Origin of the sequence: Enterobacter sp. MGH 38 (assembly GCF_000492855.1) — a bacterium.
In the GTDB taxonomy this organism is placed as follows: domain Bacteria; phylum Pseudomonadota; class Gammaproteobacteria; order Enterobacterales; family Enterobacteriaceae; genus Enterobacter; species Enterobacter hormaechei_C.
Genome location: NZ_KI535608.1, coordinates 385,471 through 406,420, shown reverse-complemented (window position 1 = coordinate 406,420; position 20,950 = coordinate 385,471). Strand labels below are relative to the sequence as shown.

General features: G+C 55.2%; 21 protein-coding genes. 14 read left to right on the top strand and 7 right to left on the bottom strand.

From position 1 onward, the window contains the following. The first annotated feature begins 14 nt into the window (after window positions 1–14). The 13 genes from lptE to lipA all read left to right on the top strand — a co-directional run bounded on the left by lptE (window position 15) and on the right by lipA (window position 12,374). The gene (lptE, locus tag L384_RS09415) at window positions 15–584 is read left to right on the top strand and encodes an LPS assembly lipoprotein LptE (RefSeq protein WP_022650604.1); all 570 of its coding nucleotides are present in this window, start codon (window positions 15–17) and stop codon (window positions 582–584) included. Further along, window positions 584–1,615 carry a DNA polymerase III subunit delta gene (holA, locus tag L384_RS09420; protein WP_022650603.1) on the top strand — a complete coding sequence of 344 codons (1,032 nt, stop codon included), beginning with the start codon at window positions 584–586 and terminating at the stop codon, window positions 1,613–1,615. Before lptE ends, holA begins: the two co-directional genes overlap by 1 nt. Next, window positions 1,608–2,273: a nicotinate-nucleotide adenylyltransferase gene (nadD, locus tag L384_RS09425; protein ID WP_003858694.1), complete on the top strand. Its 666-nt coding sequence runs from the start codon at window positions 1,608–1,610 to the stop codon at window positions 2,271–2,273. Before holA ends, nadD begins: the two co-directional genes overlap by 8 nt. A 268-nt stretch (window positions 2,274–2,541) precedes the next feature. Continuing rightward, window positions 2,542–2,859, top strand: a complete 318-nt coding sequence (gene rsfS, locus L384_RS09430; RefSeq protein WP_003858696.1) for a ribosome silencing factor — start codon at window positions 2,542–2,544, stop codon at window positions 2,857–2,859. A 3-nt stretch (window positions 2,860–2,862) separates the two neighbouring features. Further along, entirely contained in the window at window positions 2,863–3,330 is a 468-nt protein-coding gene (gene rlmH / locus L384_RS09435; protein ID WP_003858701.1) for a 23S rRNA (pseudouridine(1915)-N(3))-methyltransferase RlmH, read from the top strand. 28 nt (window positions 3,331–3,358) lie between these two features. Next, window positions 3,359–5,260, top strand: coding sequence for a peptidoglycan DD-transpeptidase MrdA (mrdA, locus tag L384_RS09440; protein WP_015571138.1), 1,902 nt, complete (start codon window positions 3,359–3,361; stop codon window positions 5,258–5,260). Between the two features lie 2 nt (window positions 5,261–5,262). After that, the gene (mrdB, locus tag L384_RS09445; protein ID WP_015571139.1) at window positions 5,263–6,375 is read left to right on the top strand and encodes a peptidoglycan glycosyltransferase MrdB; all 1,113 of its coding nucleotides are present in this window, start codon (window positions 5,263–5,265) and stop codon (window positions 6,373–6,375) included. A 16-nt stretch (window positions 6,376–6,391) separates the two neighbouring features. Next, window positions 6,392–7,498, top strand: a complete 1,107-nt coding sequence (rlpA, locus tag L384_RS09450; protein ID WP_023324315.1) for an endolytic peptidoglycan transglycosylase RlpA — start codon at window positions 6,392–6,394, stop codon at window positions 7,496–7,498. 139 nt (window positions 7,499–7,637) lie between these two features. Continuing rightward, complete coding sequence (gene dacA / locus L384_RS09455) at window positions 7,638–8,849, top strand: D-alanyl-D-alanine carboxypeptidase DacA (protein WP_003858714.1); 1,212 nt, start codon at window positions 7,638–7,640, stop codon at window positions 8,847–8,849. Window positions 8,850–8,956: 107 nt separating this feature from the next. Then, window positions 8,957–9,220 (top strand): DUF493 family protein YbeD, encoded by a 264-nt coding sequence (gene ybeD, locus L384_RS09460; protein WP_003858718.1) that lies wholly within the window; start codon window positions 8,957–8,959, stop codon window positions 9,218–9,220. A 94-nt stretch (window positions 9,221–9,314) separates the two neighbouring features. Next, window positions 9,315–9,956 (top strand): lipoyl(octanoyl) transferase LipB, encoded by a 642-nt coding sequence (gene lipB, locus L384_RS09465; protein WP_022650601.1) that lies wholly within the window; start codon window positions 9,315–9,317, stop codon window positions 9,954–9,956. A gap of 291 nt (window positions 9,957–10,247) precedes the next feature. Then, on the top strand, window positions 10,248–11,201 hold the full coding sequence (locus L384_RS09470; protein ID WP_023315623.1) for a YbeF family transcriptional regulator: 954 nt from the start codon (window positions 10,248–10,250) through the stop codon (window positions 11,199–11,201). Window positions 11,202–11,408: 207 nt separating this feature from the next. Next, entirely contained in the window at window positions 11,409–12,374 is a 966-nt protein-coding gene (gene lipA / locus L384_RS09475) for a lipoyl synthase (RefSeq protein WP_006809637.1), read from the top strand. 80 nt (window positions 12,375–12,454) lie between these two features. Here the strand turns inward: lipA and tatE are convergent, their stop codons facing one another. Together tatE and L384_RS09485 are read right to left on the bottom strand one after the other, a co-directional pair. Then, window positions 12,455–12,658 carry a twin-arginine translocase subunit TatE gene (tatE, locus tag L384_RS09480; protein ID WP_003858723.1) on the bottom strand — a complete coding sequence of 68 codons (204 nt, stop codon included), beginning with the start codon at window positions 12,656–12,658 and terminating at the stop codon, window positions 12,455–12,457. Between the two features lie 125 nt (window positions 12,659–12,783). Continuing rightward, window positions 12,784–13,572, bottom strand: coding sequence for a deaminated glutathione amidase (locus L384_RS09485; RefSeq protein ID WP_023324314.1), 789 nt, complete (start codon window positions 13,570–13,572; stop codon window positions 12,784–12,786). 67 nt (window positions 13,573–13,639) lie between these two features. Between L384_RS09485 and crcB the strand changes: the two genes are divergently transcribed. Beyond that, window positions 13,640–14,023, top strand: a complete 384-nt coding sequence (gene crcB, locus L384_RS0121135; protein ID WP_017382474.1) for a fluoride efflux transporter CrcB — start codon at window positions 13,640–13,642, stop codon at window positions 14,021–14,023. Window positions 14,024–14,242: 219 nt separating this feature from the next. Here crcB and cspE read toward each other — a convergent pair whose 3' ends face one another. The 5 genes from cspE to L384_RS09510 form a co-directional block, all read right to left on the bottom strand. Next, on the bottom strand, window positions 14,243–14,452 hold the full coding sequence (gene cspE, locus L384_RS09490) for a transcription antiterminator/RNA stability regulator CspE (RefSeq protein WP_002439184.1): 210 nt from the start codon (window positions 14,450–14,452) through the stop codon (window positions 14,243–14,245). Window positions 14,453–14,642: 190 nt separating this feature from the next. Continuing rightward, window positions 14,643–15,218, bottom strand: a complete 576-nt coding sequence (gene pagP, locus L384_RS09495) for a lipid IV(A) palmitoyltransferase PagP (RefSeq protein ID WP_017382475.1) — start codon at window positions 15,216–15,218, stop codon at window positions 14,643–14,645. 161 nt (window positions 15,219–15,379) lie between these two features. Next, on the bottom strand, window positions 15,380–18,496 hold the full coding sequence (locus L384_RS09500; RefSeq protein WP_023324312.1) for an efflux RND transporter permease subunit: 3,117 nt from the start codon (window positions 18,494–18,496) through the stop codon (window positions 15,380–15,382). Then, window positions 18,493–19,692, bottom strand: a complete 1,200-nt coding sequence (locus tag L384_RS09505; protein WP_023324311.1) for an efflux RND transporter periplasmic adaptor subunit — start codon at window positions 19,690–19,692, stop codon at window positions 18,493–18,495. The genes L384_RS09500 and L384_RS09505 overlap by 4 nt, the downstream gene beginning before the upstream one ends. Next, the gene (locus L384_RS09510; RefSeq protein WP_023324310.1) at window positions 19,689–20,945 is read right to left on the bottom strand and encodes a TolC family protein; all 1,257 of its coding nucleotides are present in this window, start codon (window positions 20,943–20,945) and stop codon (window positions 19,689–19,691) included. Before L384_RS09510 ends, L384_RS09505 begins: the two co-directional genes overlap by 4 nt. Between the last annotated feature and the right edge of the window lie 5 nt (window positions 20,946–20,950).

The window sequence follows — 20,950 nt, the reverse complement described above, 5'->3', positions numbered from 1 at the left end:
GCGCGGGAGGAAACGTGCGACAACTGGCAACAATACTCTTATCTCTGGCGGTGCTTGTCACCGCTGGCTGCGGCTGGCACCTGCGCAACACCACGGCAGTGCCTGCGCAGATGAAAACGATGATCTTCGACTCATCCGATCCGAACGGACCGCTGAGCCGGGCCATTCGTAACCAGCTGCGTTTGAACGATGTTAAGCTGATCGAGAAGGGAACCCTACGTCAGGATGTTCCTTCGCTCCGTGTCCTGAAATCAACGCTGTCACAAGATACGGCCTCGATCTTCCAGGATGGGCGGACGGCGGAATATCAGATGGTGCTAACCGTTGATGCGGCCGTCTTGATGCCAGGTAAAGATATTTACCCTATCAATACCAAAGTCTACCGCTCGTTCTTCGATAACCCGCAGACGGCGCTGGCAAAAGACGCCGAACAGCAGATTATCATCAAGGAAATGTATGATAAGGCCGCGGAACAGCTGATCCGCAGGCTGCCTGCCATTGCCGCGTCGACGAAAAAAGGCGCTGACGTTATCGAAACACCGGATGCCAGCACGCCGGATATGCCAACGTCTCTGGGTAACTGATGATCAGGTTGTATCCTGAACAACTCCGCGCGCAGCTCAACGAAGGGCTGCGCGCGGCCTATCTGCTACTCGGCAACGACCCCCTGTTACTACAGGAAAGCCTTGATGCGGTTCGCCATGCGGCAGCCGCGCAGGGTTTCGATGAGCATCATACGTTCCAGATCGATAACAGTACCGACTGGAACGCTATCTTCTCGCTTTGTCAGGCCATGAGCCTGTTTGCCTCTCGTCAGACAATCCAGATCCTGCTGCCTGAGAATGGTCCTAACGCTGCCATCAATGAACAGCTGGCTATGCTGGTGAGTTTGTTACACGGCGATCTGCTGCTTATCGTACGCGGCAACAAACTCACAAAAGCGCAGGAAAACGCTGCCTGGTTTACCCGGCTAACCCCCAGTGCGGTGCTTGTCTCCTGCCAGACTCCAGAGCAGGCGCATCTGCCAAAATGGGTTGCCGCGCGAGCAAAGCAGCACAATTTGCAGCTGGATGAGGCCGCCAGTCAGCTCCTGTGCTACTGCTACGAAGGCAACCTTCTGGCACTGGCGCAGGCGCTGGACAGGCTCGCCCTGCTGTGGCCCGATGGCAAGCTGACGCTGCCGCGCGTGGAACAGGCGGTGAATGATGCCGCGCACTTTACCCCCTTCCACTGGGTTGATGCGCTGCTGTCGGCGAAAAGTAAACGTGCTCTGCACATCCTGCAACAGCTGCGCCTGGAAGGGAGTGAGCCGGTCATCCTTCTCCGTACGCTCCAGCGCGAATTACTGCTGCTGAACAACCTTAAACGCCAGTCAGCACACACGCCCCTGCGCGCCTTATTCGACAAACATCGCGTCTGGCAAAACCGTCGGGCGATGACCACGGAGGCGATAAACCGCCTGAGCCAGGAGCAGTTGCGTCAGGCAGTGCAACTTCTGATGCGCGCCGAACTGACGTTAAAACAGGATTACGGTCAGTCTGTCTGGGCGGAGCTGGAGAGTCTCTCTTTGCTGCTCTGCCATAAGGCGCTGGCAGACGTATTTATCGATGGGTGATATGCATTCTTTACAGGCAATGTATGGCGGGACCTTCGACCCGGTGCACTATGGGCATCTTAAGCCGGTAGAAATCCTCGCGAATTTGATTGGCTTGCAGCGGGTGATCATCATGCCCAACAATGTTCCGCCGCACCGTCCTCAGCCAGAAGCAACCAGCGAGCAGCGTAAAGCGATGCTCGCGCTGGCTATCGCCGATAAGCCTCTCTTCACACTGGATGAGCGTGAACTGCGTAGAGATACCCCTTCCTGGACATCGCAAACGCTGCGGGAGTGGCGCGCTGAGCAGGGGCCCATGAAACCGTTGGCGTTTATCATCGGCCAGGATTCCTTGCTCAACTTTCCCAGCTGGTACCAGTACGAAACCATTCTGGAAAACAGTCATCTGCTGGTCTGCCGCCGTCCGGGCTACCCGCTGACCATGCGCGACGCGCAGCATCAGCAGTGGCTTGACGCACATCTGACGGACAATATAGAAGACCTGCACAGTCTCCCCGCCGGGAAAATTTACCTCGCTGAAACGCCGTGGTTTGATATTTCCGCGACCCTCATCCGCGAGCGTCTCCAGCAGGGTTTAGACTGTGACGATCTCCTCCCCTCGCCCGTGCTGGCCTATATCCATGCGCACGGTCTGTATCAGAAAAGTACAGATGTCTGAGCATCGCCGGCGAAATTGTCCGTTAATGATTATCCTGCCTTGACAGGCTAAGCCATACTGATATCCTCCGCTGCCAGACTTTCCCGCCGATCGCTGCTTTACAGAAATTGTTTTACAAAAATGGCGATGCAATCTCAGGCGGAGGGTGGGATGATACCCGCCTTCAAAAGCCGGGCGGTGACATTTGTCCCGCGACTGGCGTCAGTTCAGGTATACTGACTGGCCACGAATTCATAGTTGTACAATCTCATTCACCCAGGGGGAAAACTTGCAGGGTAAAGCACTCCAGGATTTTGTTATCGACAAAATTGATGACCTGAAAGGTCAGGACATCATCGCTATCGACGTTAAGGGTAAATCCAGCATCACCGACTGCATGATCATCTGCACCGGCACCTCAACTCGTCACGTTGTTTCGATTGCTGACCATGTTGTTCAGGAATCGCGCGCGGCAGGGCTGCTTCCGCTGGGCGTTGAAGGTGAAGCGACCGCTGACTGGGTGGTTGTCGATCTCGGCGATGTGATTGTCCACGTCATGCAGGAAGAGAGCCGTCGCCTGTATGAGCTGGAAAAACTCTGGGGTTAATGCGTGAAGTTGCAACTGGTCGCCGTCGGCACCAAAATGCCGGACTGGGTACAAACCGGTTTTACTGAGTATCTGCGTCGTTTCCCAAAAGATATGCCGTTCGAACTGGTGGAGATCCCAGCAGGAAAGCGCGGCAAGAACGCAGATATCAAACGTATTCTCGATAAAGAGGGAGAGCTGATGCTGGCTGCCGCAGGCAAAAACCGCATCGTGACCCTCGATATCCCGGGCAAACCCTGGGATACGCCGCAGCTGGCGCACGAACTGGAGCGCTGGAAGCAGGATGGTCGGGACGTCAGTCTGTTGATTGGCGGACCAGAGGGGTTATCTCCCGCCTGCAAAGCGGCAGCAGAACAAAGTTGGTCACTCTCGGCGCTGACGCTGCCCCACCCGCTTGTACGGGTTCTCGTGGCAGAAAGTTTGTATCGCGCATGGAGCATCACTACCAACCACCCTTATCACCGCGAGTAATGACTGACCAGGGTAATTTAAGCAGCGGATGAAACTACAGAATTCTTTTCGCGACTATACGGCTGAGTCCGCGCTGTTTGTGCGCCGGGCGCTGGTCGCCTTTACGGGGATTTTGCTGCTTACCGGCGTGCTGATCGCCAACCTCTATAATCTGCAAATTGTCCGCTATACCGATTACCAGACCCGCTCAAACGAAAACCGTATCAAGCTGGTGCCCATCGCGCCCAGCCGCGGCATTATCTACGATCGTAACGGCACGCCGCTGGCGCTTAATCGCACCATCTACCAGATAGAGATGATGCCCGAGAAAGTGGATAACGTGCAGGATACCCTGAACGCGCTGAGAAGCGTTGTCGACCTGACTGATGACGATATCGCTGCGTTCAAAAAAGAGCGCGCACGTTCTCACCGCTTCACCTCCATTCCGGTAAAAACCAACCTGACGGAAGTGCAGGTCGCCCGTTTTGCCGTTAACCAGTACCGTTTCCCCGGAGTGGAAGTCAAAGGCTATAAACGCCGCTACTATCCTTACGGCTCCGCGCTGACGCACGTCATTGGTTACGTCTCCAAAATCAACGATAAAGACGTCGAACGCCTTGATAAAGACGGCAAGCTGGCTAACTACGCCGCAACCCATGATATTGGCAAGCTGGGGATCGAACGTTATTACGAAGATGTACTGCACGGTCAGACCGGGTATGAAGAGGTTGAAGTTAACAACCGTGGCCGCGTGATCCGGCAACTGAAAGAGGTGCCCCCGCAGGCGGGGCATGACGTCTATCTGACGCTCGACCTGAAGCTACAGCAGTATATCGAGACGCTGCTGGCGGGTAGCCGTGCTGCGGTTATTGTGACCGACCCGCGTACCGGCGGCATTCTGGCGATGGTTTCGATGCCAAGCTACGATCCGAACCTCTTCGTGGATGGCATCTCCAGCAAGGATTACTCCGGCCTGCTCAACGATCCAAACACGCCGCTGGTAAACCGCGCGACGCAGGGGGTTTATCCTCCAGCTTCAACGGTTAAACCGTATGTCGCCGTGTCTGCGCTGAGCGCGGGCGTCATCACCCGTAATACCAGTCTGTTTGACCCCGGCTGGTGGCAGTTGCCTGGCTCTGAGAAACGCTACCGCGACTGGAAAAAATGGGGCCACGGCCATCTGAACGTGACCAAATCACTGGAGGAGTCGGCGGATACCTTCTTCTATCAGGTCGCCTACGACATGGGTATTGACCGTCTGTCTGAATGGATGAGCAAGTTCGGCTACGGGCATTACACCGGTATAGATTTGGCGGAAGAGCGTTCCGGCAACATGCCAACCCGCGAATGGAAGCTGAAGCGCTTTAAAAAACCCTGGTATCAGGGTGACACCATTCCGGTGGGGATCGGCCAGGGCTACTGGACGGCAACGCCGCTGCAAATGAACAAGGCGATGATGATCCTCATCAACGATGGCGTCGTGAAAGTGCCGCACCTGCTGCAAAGCACCGTTGAAGACGGCAAAAAAGTGCCATGGATACAGCCGCACGAGCCGCCAGTGGGTGACATTCATTCCGGATACTGGGAAATCGCGAAAGACGGCATGTACGGTGTAGCCAACCGCCCTAACGGGACGGCGCACAAATATTTCGCTGGCGCACCGTATAAGGTAGCCGCGAAATCAGGTACGGCTCAGGTCTTCGGTCTTAAAGCGAATGAAACTTACAACGCACATAAAATTGCCGAACGTCTGCGTGACCACAAGCTCATGACGGCGTTTGCCCCTTATGATAACCCGCAGGTTGCGGTGGCGATGATTCTGGAGAACGGCGGCGCAGGCCCGGCGGTGGGTACCATCATGCGTCAAATCCTCGACCACATCATGCTGGGTGACAACAACACCGAACTGCCAGCTGAAAACCCGGCAGCCGCTGCGGCGGAGGACCAATAATCATGACGGATAATCCGAATAAAAAATCGCTGTGGGACAAGATCCACATCGACCCAGCCATGCTGCTGATTCTGCTGGCTCTGCTGGTCTATAGCGCCCTCGTTATCTGGAGCGCCAGCGGCCAGGATATCGGCATGATGGAGCGTAAAATCGGCCAGATCGCCATGGGTCTGGTTATTATGGTGGTGATGGCGCAAATACCGCCGCGCGTGTACGAGGGCTGGGCGCCCTATCTCTATATTTTCTGTATCATTTTGTTGGTGGCAGTAGATGCTTTCGGCGCCATCTCGAAGGGGGCACAGCGCTGGCTGGATCTGGGGATTGTCCGCTTCCAGCCGTCGGAAATCGCCAAAATCGCCGTCCCGCTGATGGTGGCGCGCTTTATTAACCGCGACGTCTGCCCGCCGTCGTTGAAAAATACCGCCATTGCGCTGGTGCTGATTTTCCTGCCGACGCTGCTCGTGGCCGCACAGCCGGACCTCGGTACCTCGATTCTTATCGCCCTCTCCGGCCTGTTCGTCCTGTTCCTGTCCGGCCTGAGCTGGCGTCTGATTGGTATCGCCGTGGTGCTGGTTGCCGCGTTTATCCCTATCCTCTGGTTCTTCCTGATGCATGATTACCAGCGTCAGCGCGTTATGATGCTGCTCGATCCCGAGACCGATCCGCTGGGCGCAGGCTATCATATTATTCAGTCGAAGATTGCGATTGGCTCCGGCGGCCTGCGCGGCAAAGGCTGGCTGCACGGTACGCAGTCGCAGCTCGAATTTTTACCGGAACGCCACACCGACTTTATCTTTGCCGTTCTGGCTGAGGAGTTAGGGCTGGTTGGCATCCTGGTTCTGCTTGCACTCTACGTGCTGCTGATCATGCGAGGTTTGTGGATTGCCGCACGCGCCCAAACCACCTTTGGTCGCGTGATGGCAGGCGGATTAATGTTGATTTTGTTCGTTTATGTCTTCGTAAATATTGGTATGGTGAGTGGGATTCTGCCGGTTGTCGGCGTACCGCTGCCGCTGGTGAGTTACGGGGGCTCGGCACTGATCGTGTTGATGGCCGGGTTTGGTATCGTCATGTCGATCCATACCCACAGGAAAATGTTGTCCAAAAGCGTATAAAAATAAGGGGATCGCAATGCGTAAGCAGTGGCTGGGGATCTGCATCGCAGCAAGTTTACTTGCCGCCTGTACAAGTGATGATGGTCAGCAACAGGCAACCGTCGCGCCGCCGCAGCCTGCGGTCTGTAATGGCCCGATTGTCGAGATTAGCGGTGCCGATCCCGTTTATGAACCGCTGAACGCCAGCGTGAATCAGGATTATCAGCGCGACGGTAAAAGCTATAAAATCGTTCAGGATCCTTCCCGATTCAGCCAGGCTGGCTTTGCTGCCATCTATGACGCTGAGCCCGGCAGCAACCTGACCGCGTCGGGTGAAACCTTCGATCCGATGCAGATCACGGCTGCACACCCGACGCTGCCTGTCCCGAGCTATGCACGCATCACTAACCTGGCGAATGGCCGAATGATCGTGGTGCGTATCAACGATCGCGGTCCTTACGGCAGCGATCGCGTCATCTCCCTGTCCCGCGCGGCGGCCGACCGTCTGAACACCTCAAACAATACTAAAGTGCGTATCGACCCAATTATCGTGGCGCAGGATGGTTCGCTGTCTGGCCCGGGCACGGCCTGTACCACGGTCGCGAAACAGACCTATGCCCTGCCCGCTCGCCCGGATCTGAGCGGTGGTATGGGGGGCGCTTCAACGCCGGCAGTGCCCGCGCAGCCGCAGGGTGAAGTGCGCGCCATCAGCAACGATACGCTGCAAAGTGAAGACGCGACAGGCGCCCCGGTGAAAAGCAGTGGTTTCCTTGGCGCACCCACCACGTTAGCGCCGGGCGTGATTGAATCAAATGAACCTGCCCCAGCGCCTGCGCCCGTCGTTGCTGCACCCGCTGCACAACCCGCCCCGGTGACCGCGCCTGCTGCTACGCAGACTGCGGCGCCTGCGACGGCGAGCGGCAGCTACGTGGTTCAGGTTGGCGCTGTCAGCGATCGGACCCGTGCAGAGCAATATCAGCAGCGTTTAAGCAAACAGTTTGGCGTGCCAGGCCGCGTTGAGCAAAACGGTGCGGTATGGCGTATCCAGATGGGTCCGTTTGCCAGCAAATCGCAGGCAGCATCCCTGCAACAGCGTTTGCAGAGCGAGGCGCAGCTCCAGTCGTTTATCGCTGTTGCAAAATAATTATTCGGTGGTATCCGAAATGTCAGTTTGTGTAAACCACGTTAACACTCTCATGATGAAAGTCGGATGCCTGCCCGTATAGCATTTGCTATAGTAAGGCACTTTTTTTAATTCCATCACGGATGTCGTAGTTCTGACCATGAAGACCACTTTTTCTGCTCGTTTTGTGCAGCGCATGGCGCTGACCACGGCCCTTTGCGCTGCTGCGTTCTCCGCAGCTCACGCGGATGACCTGAACATCAAGACCATGATCCCTGGCGTTCCGCAGATCGACGCGGAATCCTACATCCTGATTGATTACAACTCCGGCAAAGTTCTGGCAGAACAGAACGCCGATGCCCGCCGCGATCCGGCCAGCCTGACCAAAATGATGACCAGCTATGTTATCGGCCAGGCTATGAAAGCAGGCAAATTCAAAGAAACCGACCTGGTGACTATCGGTAACGATGCGTGGGCAACCGGCAACCCCGTGTTCAAAGGTTCATCGCTGATGTTCCTGAAACCTGGCATGCAGGTTCCGGTCTCTCAGCTTATCCGTGGCATCAACTTGCAGTCCGGTAACGACGCCTGCGTGGCCATGGCTGATTTTGCCGCGGGCAGCCAGGACGCGTTTGTGGGCCTGATGAACAGCTACGTCTCCGCGCTGGGTCTGAAAAACAGCCACTTCCAGACCGTTCACGGCCTGGACGCCGAGGGTCAGTACAGCTCCGCACGTGACATGGCGCTGATCGGTCAGGCGCTGATCCGCGACGTGCCAAACGAGTACTCTATCTACAAAGAGAAAGAGTTCACCTTCAACGGCATTCGTCAGACCAACCGTAACGGCCTGCTGTGGGACAACAGCCTGAACGTCGACGGTATCAAAACCGGCCACACCGACAAAGCTGGCTATAACCTGGTGGCCTCCGCCACTGAAGGCCAGATGCGTCTGATCTCTGCCGTGATGGGGGGGCGTACGTTTAAAGGACGCGAAACGGAAAGCAAAAAACTGCTGACCTGGGGCTTCCGCTTCTTCGAAACCGTGAACCCGCTGAAAGCCGGTAAAGAATTTGCCTCTGAACCTGTCTGGTTTGGCGATAACGACCGCGCTTCCCTGGGCGTGGACAAAGATCTCTATCTGACTATCCCACGCGGTCGTATGAAAGATCTGAAAGCCAGCTATGTGCTGAATACCACCGAGCTGCACGCCCCGCTGCAAAAGAATCAGGTCGTGGGTACTATCAACTTCCAGCTGGATGGCAAAACCATCGATCAACGCCCGCTGGTGGTGCTGGAGGAGATTCCTGAAGGCAATTTCTTCGGCAAAATCATTGATTACATTAAGCTGATGTTCCATCACTGGTTTGGTTAAAAATTGAACACTTGAAAGTGTGATTTTGATCCCCATATACTACGTATCAGTAAAACTCCCGCCCCGTGGCGGGAGTTATTATTTTTTACACACACGCCGGAGCTGACATGAAAACCAAACTTAACGAACTGCTTGAATTCCCTACCCCTTTTACTTACAAAGTAATGGGTCTGGCGAAACCTGAGCTGGTTGATCAGGTGGTTGAAGTGGTACAGCGCCATGCGCCGGGCGACTACTCTCCATCAGTCAAACCGAGCAGCAAAGGTAATTACCACTCGGTCTCAATCACCATCACTGCGACACACATTGAGCAGGTTGAGACGCTGTACGAAGAGCTCGGCAATATCGAAATTGTTCGTATGGTGCTGTAGTCCCTCTGCGGTTACCCGGTTTGCCGGGTAACCCACTTCCCCGCTGTGATATACTCCGCGTTACCTATTCTCCCTTGTCTTCGGAGACGTCCTTTTGTACCAGGATAAAATTCTTGTTCGCCATCTTGGGATACAGCCTTACGAGCCAGTCTCTCAGGCTATGCATGACTTTACCGATATGCGCGATGACACCACCCCTGATGAAATCTGGCTGGTTGAACACATGCCGGTGTTTACTCAGGGCCAGGCAGGAAAAGCCGAACATTTATTGATGACGGGTGATATCCCGGTGATCCAGAGCGATCGCGGTGGACAGGTAACCTACCACGGCCCGGGCCAGCAGGTAATGTATGTCCTGCTTAACCTGAAACGCAGAAAGCTGGGCGTACGTGAGCTCGTGACCTTACTGGAACAGACCGTGGTGAACACGCTCGCTGAGTACGGTATCGACGCTCATCCTCGCGCCGATGCCCCGGGCGTCTACGTGGGAGAAAAGAAAATCTGTTCGCTGGGGCTGCGTATCCGTAAAGGCTGCTCGTTCCACGGGCTGGCGCTGAATATCAATATGGATCTGACCCCTTTCCAGCGCATCAACCCATGCGGGTATGCGGGTATGGAAATGACGCAAATGCGCCAGTGGGTCGCTACCGCCACGCCTGAGAATATCCGCCCCGTGCTTCTGAAGAAGTTTTTAGCGCTGCTTAACAATCCTGACTACGAATATATTGCTGCTTAACACACTTCCGGCAGTGGTTCGGTTATTTGACCAACCACTGCTTAATTGCCGCATTTACGCTTTACAATAAACCGCATATTCTATATTTTCGAGTCGCCCATATATTAGCGTCCCATATTAATTAGAACCTTAATAGTACCATCACCGGGTATCGTGTAACGTGCGTGATAATCACCCAACTGCTTGTTTTCGATAAACAAGGGAAACTTACGAAACACTTTACGAATCTCTGCAAGCATAATAAATAAATTCAACTATCATTCATATTGTGAATGGATACGGAGTAAGAGCGTGGAGCCTACTAATTTACCAGCCAAACGCCTGAATGAAACCAGCGGCGAAGATAAGCCGCAAATTTTCCGGACTTTACGTAATATTGATCTCAATTTATTGACTATTTTTGAGGCGGTATATGTCCACAAAGGTATCGTTAATGCTGCGAAAATTCTTAATCTCACACCCTCTGCTATTAGCCAGTCAATTCAAAAATTACGCGCGATATTTCCCGATCCCTTATTTATTCGTAAAGGCCAGGGCGTAACCCCCACCGCGTACGCAACCCATCTGCATGAGTACATCAGCCAGGGTCTGGAATCGATTCTGGGCGCGCTGGATCTCACCGGCAGTTACGATAAGCAACGAACCATCACCATAGGCACCTCTCCCTCTGTGGGCGTTCTGGTCATGCCCGCTATTTACCAGGCTGTTAAACAGCATGCGCCACAGCTGCTGATCCGCAACGTGCCCGTTAACGATCCGGAAACTCAGCTGGCGCAATTCCAGACGGACCTGATCATCGACAGCAACAGCTTCGCGGCCAGAGCATTAGGGCATAACGTTCTCTATACCGACTCTCTGGCGCTCGTTTGTCGTCAGAATCATCCTGTATTGAGCGCACCTTTGACGCCTGAAAATTTGCGTCATTATGAACATGCAACCTTTATGTCCGAGGGGCAGGGCCCGGATCCGCTGCGCCAGCGTATTGACGAACTGTTCCCGGACCGTCTGATCAGCTTCAGCAGTTACAATATGTTTACCCTCGCGGCCCTGATTGGCAGCAGCGATTTGCTCTGTATTATGCCTGTGCGTCTCTTCGCTTTGCTTCAAAAATGCTGGCCGCTGGAGAGCATTCCATTGAGTCAACTTACGACGGAATCTGTTGAAATCTCACTGCATTACAACAAGCTAAGCCTGCGCGATCCGGTGCTGGAAAACGTCATTAACGTGATCCGCCAGGCTTTCTGATCCCGCCTTTCAGCGCAAGCCCCTGCCGCAAGCGGGGCAAAAGGCACAAAACAACAACTATTTTACAAATTGGCGACCTGGCAGGCTGCTTTATCGCCCCTTTAAATGATATACTGCCTGTCGTTCGTTCAAAAATAGTTGATAATTACAACATTCCCTTGAATTGAAACGCTTTCCTTCGATATTCGCAACTGGAACACGCACGCTATGAGTAAACCCATTGTGATGGAACGCGGTGTTAAATACCGCGATGCCGATAAAATGGCCCTTATCCCGGTTAAAAACGTGGCTACAGAGCGCGAGGCGCTGTTAAGAAAACCGGAATGGATGAAAATCAAACTTCCGGCCGACTCTTCGCGTATCCAGGGGATCAAAGCGGCGATGCGCAAAAATGGTCTTCACTCTGTCTGTGAAGAGGCCTCGTGCCCTAACCTTGCTGAATGTTTCAATCACGGTACCGCGACATTTATGATTCTGGGTGCCATCTGCACCCGCCGCTGTCCGTTCTGTGACGTTGCCCATGGCCGTCCCGTTGCGCCAGACGCTAACGAACCGCAAAAACTGGCGCAGACGATTGCCGATATGGCGCTGCGTTATGTTGTTATTACCTCCGTTGACCGTGACGATCTGCGCGATGGCGGTGCTCAGCATTTTGCTGACTGTATTACCGCCATCCGCGAAAAAAGCCCGAACATTAAGATTGAGACGCTGGTGCCGGATTTCCGTGGCCGTATGGATCGCGCGCTCGATATCCTGACCGCGACGCCACCAGACGTGTTCAACCACAACCTGGAGAACGTACCGCGTATCTACCGTCAGGTACGTCCCGGTGCAGACTACAACTGGTCGCTGAAGCTGCTGGAACGCTTTAAAGAAGCCCATCCGCATATTCCAACCAAGTCTGGTCTGATGGTCGGCCTGGGTGAAACCAACGCTGAGATCATTGAAGTGATGCGCGATCTGCGCCGCCACGGCGTCACCATGCTGACGCTGGGCCAGTACCTCCAGCCAAGCCGTCACCACCTGCCTGTACAGCGTTACGTAAGCCCGGATGAGTTCGATGAAATGAAAGCCGAAGCGATGGCGATGGGCTTTACCCATGCCGCGTGCGGTCCGTTTGTTCGCTCCTCTTATCACGCCGATATGCAGGCGAAGGGCGAAGAAGTGAAATAAAGCTGTAAAATTTATTTACAGTAAAACAAAAAACCGGCCTCGTGAGCCGGTTTTTTTATGCAAGCCTTGCAGCATTGCCATTACTCTTTGTGTGAAAGCTTCTGTGCAGTGATGTCATCTTCGGCACTTTTCTTCGCTGCCGCGTCGTCATCGTTCATTGCTTTCTTAAAGCCCTTAATGGCAGCACCCAGGTCTCCACCCAGCGTGCGTAACTTCTTGGTACCGAACAGCAGGACGACCAGTGCGGCAACCACCAGCAGTTTGGTAATACTAATCTCACCCATAAATACCTTCTTTACATGAAACAGGCTGCATTCCGCCAAAAAACCTGAACGTATTAACGGTCATTTGGCGCGTGCACACAATAGCAATCTGTAACAAGGTGAATCAAGCATTGTTGAAAAAAACATCACATTAATTGCGGTGGCGCAAACCTGCGGTTGCGCAGAACAGGTAATTGCTGCCGCGCAAGCGCTATTCGGGCTGAAATTATCTCCGTCAGCAATAACGCAGGCGTCTCCGCTGCCGCAACAACCGTCACCCCCAGCGGATCGACAACCCTGCTCTGCCCAATATTTTTGTTACCACATTCACCCGCGGCTACCACGTAACAGGTGGTATCCAGCGCGCGTGCTGCCAGCAGCGTCGCCCAGTGATGCTCCTTAAGCGGTCCTTTGACCCACGCGGCGGGCAGAACCAGCACCTCCGCCCCCTGCAATGCCAGGTTCAGCGCCAGCTCGGGAAAACGGATATCGTAGCAGGTCATCAGGCCAACCTTAAAACCCTCCACCTCAATCAGCGGCGGAATTACACTCCCCGGATCGACCAGGCGCGACTCCTGAACGCTGAACGCATCATACAGATGAAGTTTGGCGTAGCTCGCGACAATGGCACCCTCACGTATCGCCACCAGCGTGTTCACCGCGCGCCCCGGCGAGGACGGAATATGGACCGTCAATATGGTGGTGAGCGTGTTGCCAACGCTTTCGGCCAGCAGTCGTTTCAGAAACGCCCCTTCCAGCGTTTGCGCAGACTTTACCGACAGGTCCGGATCGCCATCATCACGGGCCAGTAACGCCTCGGGAAGTACCAGCAACGACGCCCCCTTTTGCTTCGCCGCATGCATCAGGGAGACGCATTTATCCGCGTTTTCATTCCAGTCCGGCGTCACCGCGAACTGCCCTACTGCAACATACATAATTGTCTCCCGGTCAAAAACAGCGTTACACTCGACGCACTTACACAGCAAATAGCAGGTATTGACAGTGTTACAACTACTTATAGCCGTTTTTATTGGTGGAGGCACGGGTAGCGTTGCGCGGTGGCTCTTAAGCATGCGGTTTAACCCTCTGCATCAGGCCATTCCGATGGGGACACTGGCGGCAAATCTGATCGGGGCGTTTATTATTGGGATGGGGCTGGCCTGGTTTAATCGCATGACCAACATCGACCCTATGTGGAAGGTTCTGATTACAACCGGCTTCTGCGGCGGCTTAACAACGTTTTCTACCTTCTCTGCGGAGGTGGTGTTTCTGTTTCAGGAAGGCCGGATGGGCTGGGCGCTGACGAACATTGCCGTTAACATGCTTGGCTCGTTTGCGATGACTGCGATCGCATTCTGGTTATTTTCCTCCGCCAGCGGACATTAAGCACTGCAACCTTAATGTTGGCTTAATTTTTCTCTGTCACTCTTGGCTCAATATTGAACGAGGGTGATAGCATGAAAGAAAATCTCTTAGGCGTGGGTATGGTATTGCTAAGCGTCGCGATCGTCGCCAGCTTCCTGAAGATCTATCTTATCGGTTGATTCAGAACGAAAAAAACCCGCTCATTGAGCGGGTTTTGAAATTCTTGCTGACGCGTCTGAATTACAGAGCGATTACGTTAGCAGCAGAAGGGCCTTTGGCACCGTTAGTGATTTCGAACTCTACGCGCTGACCTTCAGCCAGAGTTTTGAAACCATTAGACTGGATTGCAGAGAAGTGTACGAACACGTCTTTGCTGCCATCTTCAGGAGTAATGAAACCGAATCCTTTGGACTCATTAAACCACTTAACGTTACCTTTAATCTTAGACATCAAAATTACCTTTACATTAAAAAACGACACAAATGCTGTGTCGGGTATCAGTACAACAATTGTGAGGCGTTTTGTCCAGCGGATCTTTGATAAAAAGTGACAAAAGTCGCGTTAATTTTCGCTGTCCGATTTTTATTCTTTACATTTCCATGCCTGTGCATTTTTTGGCCGATTTAGCAGAAAAACTCAGTTAAAACTGAAACCGCATCCAGGCAAAGTAAACGTTACCGTTGTTATAGGTACCCGGTATGTAGGTCATCTGAAACGTCGCCGGACCGTAACCAATGGAGGCAAGCGGCAGCAGTACCGGAACAGGAATGTATTTCCAGTTATCACGCGCCGTAAACCCTGCCGTATAGCCCAGCCCGAGACGGAAGTTGTCGTCTGATAACGGACGCCAGGTTTTTTCCCAGCCGTAACCGCCAATAGGCTCCCATTTATTGTAGGAGTCCTTAAACGCCATCAGGTACAGGCCATGCCAGTTACCTTTTTCATCCCAGCGAGACTGACCGAAGCCGGCCCCCCACGGACGTTCGTTATAACGGTCTGTTTTTTCTTTATCGTAGGCGAAACGTGCATGCCACGTAATGGCCGGAATATAGAGATCGTAATGCTCAGGTTCATTCCATGTTTGCGCGACGTTATCCGTGAAGGTGGTGAACCAGCCTTTATCCGCTGTATTGCTGTCTGCATTAACAGCAGACGCAAACGATAACTGCCCAATAATAAACAACAAAATCAGGGGGAATTTAATTCGTACAATCACAATGCCATTACCATATTTAGTATTCGGTGCAGACCTTAACACAGAATACTTGAATGAACGCTTAACAGCATGGGTGTTATTCCTAATTACCATCCCGTTCCTGGGAATAATCTGAGGATACATAAACTGCATGCCTGAATAAGCACATGCAGTTGACATATTTAACGTTGATGTAACAATTTGTAGAGTGCGGGAATAACTAACATCGACAATAACGGTGCCGTTACCATGCCACCAATCATCGGCGCGGCAATACGTTGCATCACCTCCGAGCCACTCCCACTCCCCCACATGATGGGCAGCAGTCCTGCCATAATAGTGGCGACCGTCATCACCTTCGGACGCACGCGCAGCACGGCACCTTCGTGGATCGCCCGCATCAGCACCGTATTTCCCCCTTCTGGCTCCAGCCTGTGATATTTATCGATCGCATGATTCAAATAAAGAACCATAATTACGCCGAATTCTGCCGCCACCCCGGAGAGGGCGATAAAGCCAACGCCCCCCGCCACTGACAAATTATATTCAAGCAGCCACAATAACCACACGCCCCCAATAAGCGCGAACGGCAATGTCCCCATTATTATCAGGACATTTGATATCCGCCTGAAGGTTAACCATAAAAGGACGAATATAATCATCAGCGTGACAGGTAAAACTATTTTGAGCCTCTCGGTCGCCCGTTCCAGATATTCAAACTGCCCGGACCAGGAGAGAGACACGCCCTGCGGCAATACCACCTTCTCTCCCACCCGTTTTTGCATTTCATCCACGGCGGACTTCAGATCGCGCCCGCGCAAGTCAACATAGATCCAGCTGGAAAGGCGCGCGTTTTCACTTTTTAGCATCGGTGGGCCTTCCGTCACGACGATATCGGCCAATTCCCCCAGCGCCACCTGGCTACCGCTGGCGGTCACTACCGGCAACACCCGCAACGCGTCGACGTTATCACGCAAATCGCGGGGATAACGCAGGTTGATGGGATACCGCTCGCGTCCCAGGATCACCTCACCAATGTTATCGCCCCCGACCAGCGTGGAGACCAGGCTTTGCAGTTCATCGACGGAAACGCCGTAGCGCGCGGATTTTTGCCGATCGATACGAATATCCACGTAGCGCCCGCCTTCCAGACGCTCCGCCAGCGCAGAGGAGACGCCCGGAACGTCCTTCACCACCTGCTCAATCTGCCGGGCCACACGCTCAATGTCGGCAATATTATTGCCGTTCACCTTAATGCCGACCGGGCTTTTGATCCCGGTTGCCAGCATGTCCAGACGGTTACGGACAGGCGGCACCCACACATTGGCAATGCCCGGCAGCGACACGGTTTTATCGAGCTCCTCCACCAGCTTTTGCGGCGTCATTCCTGGCCGCCACTGCTCGCGGGGCTTAAAGTGGATGGTTGTTTCCAGCATGGTTAATGGCGCGGGATCGGTTGCCGACTCTGCCCGACCGGCTTTGCCAAACACGCTCGCCACCTCCGGGACGCTTTTGATCAAGCGGTCCGTCTGCTGAAGCAGCCGTGATGCCTCGCGAGCAGAGATCCCCGGCAGCGTGGAGGGCATATAGAGTAAATCTCCTTCATCCAGCGGCGGCATAAATTCGCTTCCCAGGCGGCTCAGCGGCCAGAGCGTGGCGATCAGCAGCAGACATGCCAGTGCCAGCGTCGTTTTCGGGAAGGTCAGTACCTTGTCCAGCAGCGGCTCATACAGGCGGATCAGGAGGCGGTTGATCGGGTTTGCCTTCTCATCCGGGATTTTCCCGCGAATGAAAAAGCCCATTAGCACCGGCACCAGGGTGATCCCAAGCCCGGCGGCCACGGCCATCGACCAGGTTTTGGTGAACGCCAGCGGCGAGAACATTCTCCCCTCCTGCGCTTCCAGCGAAAAAACCGGTATAAATGACAGCGTGATGATTAACAGGCTGCAAAACAGCGCCGGTCCCACTTCAACCGCCGCCTTTTCCGCCAGACGCCAGTATTCCCCCGGCGCGGGCTCCTTGCCCGGATTATCATGCCGCCACTGCTCCAGCATCTTGTGCATGTTTTCAATCATCACAATTGCGGCATCCACCATCGCCCCGATGGCAATGGCGATCCCGCCGAGCGACATCATATTCGCGTTAATGCCCTGATAGTGCATCACCACAAAAGCCCCGAGGATCCCCAGCGGCAGAGAGACCATCGCCACCAGCGCGGAGCGCAGGTGGTACAGGAACAGCGCACACACCAGTACCACCACGGCAAACTCTTCGAGCAGCTTGTGCGTCAGCGTTTTGACCGAGTCCTCAATCAGCGTGGAACGATCGTAGACCGGAACAATCTCGACGCCCTGCGGCAGCGTTTTTTGCAGCTCGCTCAGTTTCGCTTTTACCGCATGAAGCGTTTCCAGCGCGTTCTGCCCGTAGCGCATCACGATCACGCCGCCAGCGACCTCCCCTTCACCGTTAAGCTCCGCCACACCCCGGCGGATCTCCGGGCCAATGCCAATGGTGGCGACATCTTTCAGCAGGACAGGTACGCCATCGCGGGTAGCGATCACCACATTGCGAAAATCCTCCAGCGAGCGCAAATAGCCCGTTGTCCGCACCATATACTCCGCTTCGCCCATCTCCAGCAGGGCGCCGCCGCTCTCCTTATTGGCGGCCTGCACCGCGCCGGATAGCTGGCTGTGGGTAATATTCAGCGCGCGCATTTTCGCCGGGTCCGCCACGATCTGATACTGACGCACCATTCCGCCAATACTTGCCACCTCAGATACATTCGGTACCGTCTTAAGCTCGAACTTAAGCGTCCAGTCCTGTAGGGCCCGCAGATCTGCCAGGCTGTGTTTTCCACTACGGTCGATCAGTGCATATTCGTAGATCCAGCCGACGCCCGTCGCATCCGGCCCCAGCGACACCTTCACGCCCGGCGGAAACTGCGCCTGTACCTGGCTTAAATATTCCAGCACCCGGGATCGCGCCCAGTAGAGATCGGTGCCATCCTCAAACAGCACATACACATAAGCGTCACCAAACATTGAAAAACCGCGCACGGTTTTGGCGCCCGGCACAGACAACATGGAGGTTGTCAGCGGCCAGGTCACCTGATCTTCAATCACCTGCGGCGCTTTCCCGGGGTAACTCGCTTTGATAATGACCTGCACATCAGACAGATCGGGCAACGCGTCCAGCGGCGCGCGCTGCACCGCCCACCAGCCCCAGCTGGCCATCATCAGTGCGGCCAGGATCACCAGCAGGCGGTTACGCAACGAGGCGCGAATCACAGCGGCAATCATGGCGTCACCTCCGGCATCACGCTACGCAGGCTGGCTTCGGAATCAATGAGGAATTGCCCGGACGTCACCACCTTATCGCCCTGTTTGACCCCGGACAGGATCGCCGTCCAGCCCTGCGCCGTCAGGCCGGTTGTCACCGTCACAGGCCGGAAATAACCGTCCCCGGTAGCCAGCAGCAGACGCGCAGACTCTCCGCTGTTAATCACCGCCTCTTCCGGCACCGCCAGCACCGGCGGGCCTTTCATCTCTTCCGCACGCCTGACGGAGAGGTACATACCCGGCTTCAGCTTATGTGCGGAATTTTCCAGCACGATACGGGCTTTCAGGGTTCGCGTGGTCGTCTCCATCTGCGGCAGCAATTCGCTGACCGTGCCGTGGAATTGCTCCCCCGGCCAGCTTTCTGACGTTGCGACCACGTTGCTGCCCACTGCCAGAGACTGCGCCTGCGTTTGCGGGTAATCGACCACCAGCCAGACCGGATCGAGCCTGGCGATCTCAAACAGCGGCGCCGTTGCGGTGATTTGCGCCCCTTCCCGCACGTCCAGCTTCACCACATAGCCGGCCCGGTCAGCGCGCAGGATGAGCGTGGTCTGCGGCTTGCCGCTACGCTCCAGCAAACGAATGACCTCTTCCGGCATAAACTGCAACGCCAGCCGCTCGCGTGCGGCGCGGGTCAATGCGGCATCGCCAAGCTGACGAACTGCGAGATACTCCTGCTGGGCGGTGGTCCATTGCGGGATCCACAGTTGCGCCAGCGCCTCTCCGGCTTTCACCTGCTGCTGCGGTGCATTAACAAACAATTTTGACACCACGCCATTGGCCGGAGCTGACACCACCGAGACGTTACGTTCATCCGTTGCAACCGTGGCAAAGGCCGAGAACGGCGAAACCAGCTGGCGCATCTCAACGTTGGCGGTTTTCATCCCCAGGTTTTGCTGCTGTTGAGTGCTGATGGCCACGCCTGACGCCGCCTGCGCTTCATCAGCGTAGCGCGGGACCAGATCCATATCCATAAAGGGGGATTTACCCGGCTTATCGAAGCGCTGACCGGGTACCATGGGGTCGTACCAGTAAAGCACCTTACGTTCAGAGGGTTGTGCAGCCGCAGCCGGCTGATGCGTCTGCTTCTGTCCGACAAAATAGCCGCCAGCGGCAGCTATCGCGATGGCAATCGCCATTAACGTTGTTTTTTTCATTGCGCCAGCTCCTGCGGGATCAGCCAGTTCACGGCAGCCCAGGTTCGCGCCATTTCGCGCTCCGCCTGGTTCACCGCCAGTTCCGTATCCAGTACGCCACGACGCGCCTCCAGCAGGGCCGGAAGCGCCGACTGTCCAGAGCGATATTGCGCCGTCAGTACCGCCAGCCGTTGACGCTGCAACGGTAGTACCTCGTCCCGCTGTCGCTGCCACACCGTTTGCGCAGCCTGATACTGCGCCACCAGCGTTTGCACCTGGGCAATGTGTTCGCGCTTGAGCAGCGTCAGTTGATCCACCGCCTGCATAGAGCGGGAAACATCGGCGGCGTAATCCTTGTCCTGACGTTTTGACTGGAACAGTGGCAGATCCACGCTGAACATCACGCCAGCCATATCGTCATAGCCTTCAGCGCGGTGGGCGTAATAGACCTCCACATCCACATCGGGTATCGCCGCCACGGCAGATTGCGCTGAACGCGCTTTCGCGGTCTCTGCTTCACGTCGCGCGGCCTCCACTTCCGGGTGCCTGACGATCCCCTCCTGCAACGTTTTTTCATTGGCAGGAAGACGCTGATAACGCGGCAGCGGACCGCGAACCTCCGTTATAGCGTGCCCCGTTAGCTCCAGCAGGCGGCTTTGCGCCAGCTGCACATCCCGCTGCGCCAGCGTCTCTTTGTCGCGCATGGCGCTGAGGATCATTTGCAGGGCCAGTACGCTGTCTGGCGTTGCGCTTCCCGCCCCGACGCTCGCCTTCTGCACGCCGCGCTGACGTTCCGTTTCACGGACCAGCGTTCTGGCCGTGTTCAGTGCCTGCTGGGCCAGCGCCAGATCCAGCCAGGCCTGGGCGGTATCACGCTGAAGCGCGGCGCGGACGGCTTCGGATTTTGCCAGCACGCTTCGCGCCTGCGCCTGCAAGGTCTGCGCTTTACGTTCCCGCTTCTCTGAGCTGACGTAGCTTTGCATGATGCCAACCTTCTGCATGGTCATCCCTTCGCGCGTCAGCCGCCGATCGTTGCTGCCCTGTACCGGCACGTTTTCGATGCCGAATTTCAGTTTTGGGTCAGGTAATTGCGTGGCGGAAACCGCCATTGCATCCAGCGCCTGCGCTTCGTTACGGCTGGCGGAGAGTTCTGCCGAGTAGCGCTGGGCTTCGGTCAGGGTGTGTTCGAGCGTCCACGGCTCCGCCTGCGCGGCGGAGGTTAACAGGCCGAACAACACCCCACCGAGCCACAGGCTCAGTGTGTGTTGTTTCATGGTGA

Coding starts and splice junctions, on each gene's coding strand:
- holA (WP_022650603.1), top strand. CDS start 584: ATGATCAGGTTGTATCCTGAACAACTCCGCGCGCAGCTCAACGAAGGG.
- nadD (WP_003858694.1), top strand. CDS start 1,608: ATGGGTGATATGCATTCTTTACAGGCAATGTATGGCGGGACCTTCGAC.
- mrdA (WP_015571138.1), top strand. CDS start 3,359: ATGAAACTACAGAATTCTTTTCGCGACTATACGGCTGAGTCCGCGCTG.
- mrdB (WP_015571139.1), top strand. CDS start 5,263: ATGACGGATAATCCGAATAAAAAATCGCTGTGGGACAAGATCCACATC.
- rlpA (WP_023324315.1), top strand. CDS start 6,392: ATGCGTAAGCAGTGGCTGGGGATCTGCATCGCAGCAAGTTTACTTGCC.
- dacA (WP_003858714.1), top strand. CDS start 7,638: ATGAAGACCACTTTTTCTGCTCGTTTTGTGCAGCGCATGGCGCTGACC.
- ybeD (WP_003858718.1), top strand. CDS start 8,957: ATGAAAACCAAACTTAACGAACTGCTTGAATTCCCTACCCCTTTTACT.
- lipA (WP_006809637.1), top strand. CDS start 11,409: ATGAGTAAACCCATTGTGATGGAACGCGGTGTTAAATACCGCGATGCC.
- tatE (WP_003858723.1), bottom strand. CDS start 12,658: ATGGGTGAGATTAGTATTACCAAACTGCTGGTGGTTGCCGCACTGGTC.
- L384_RS09485 (WP_023324314.1), bottom strand. CDS start 13,572: ATGTATGTTGCAGTAGGGCAGTTCGCGGTGACGCCGGACTGGAATGAA.
- cspE (WP_002439184.1), bottom strand. CDS start 14,452: ATGTCTAAGATTAAAGGTAACGTTAAGTGGTTTAATGAGTCCAAAGGA.
- L384_RS09500 (WP_023324312.1), bottom strand. CDS start 18,496: ATGATTGCCGCTGTGATTCGCGCCTCGTTGCGTAACCGCCTGCTGGTG.
- L384_RS09505 (WP_023324311.1), bottom strand. CDS start 19,692: ATGAAAAAAACAACGTTAATGGCGATTGCCATCGCGATAGCTGCCGCT.
- L384_RS09510 (WP_023324310.1), bottom strand. CDS start 20,945: ATGAAACAACACACACTGAGCCTGTGGCTCGGTGGGGTGTTGTTCGGC.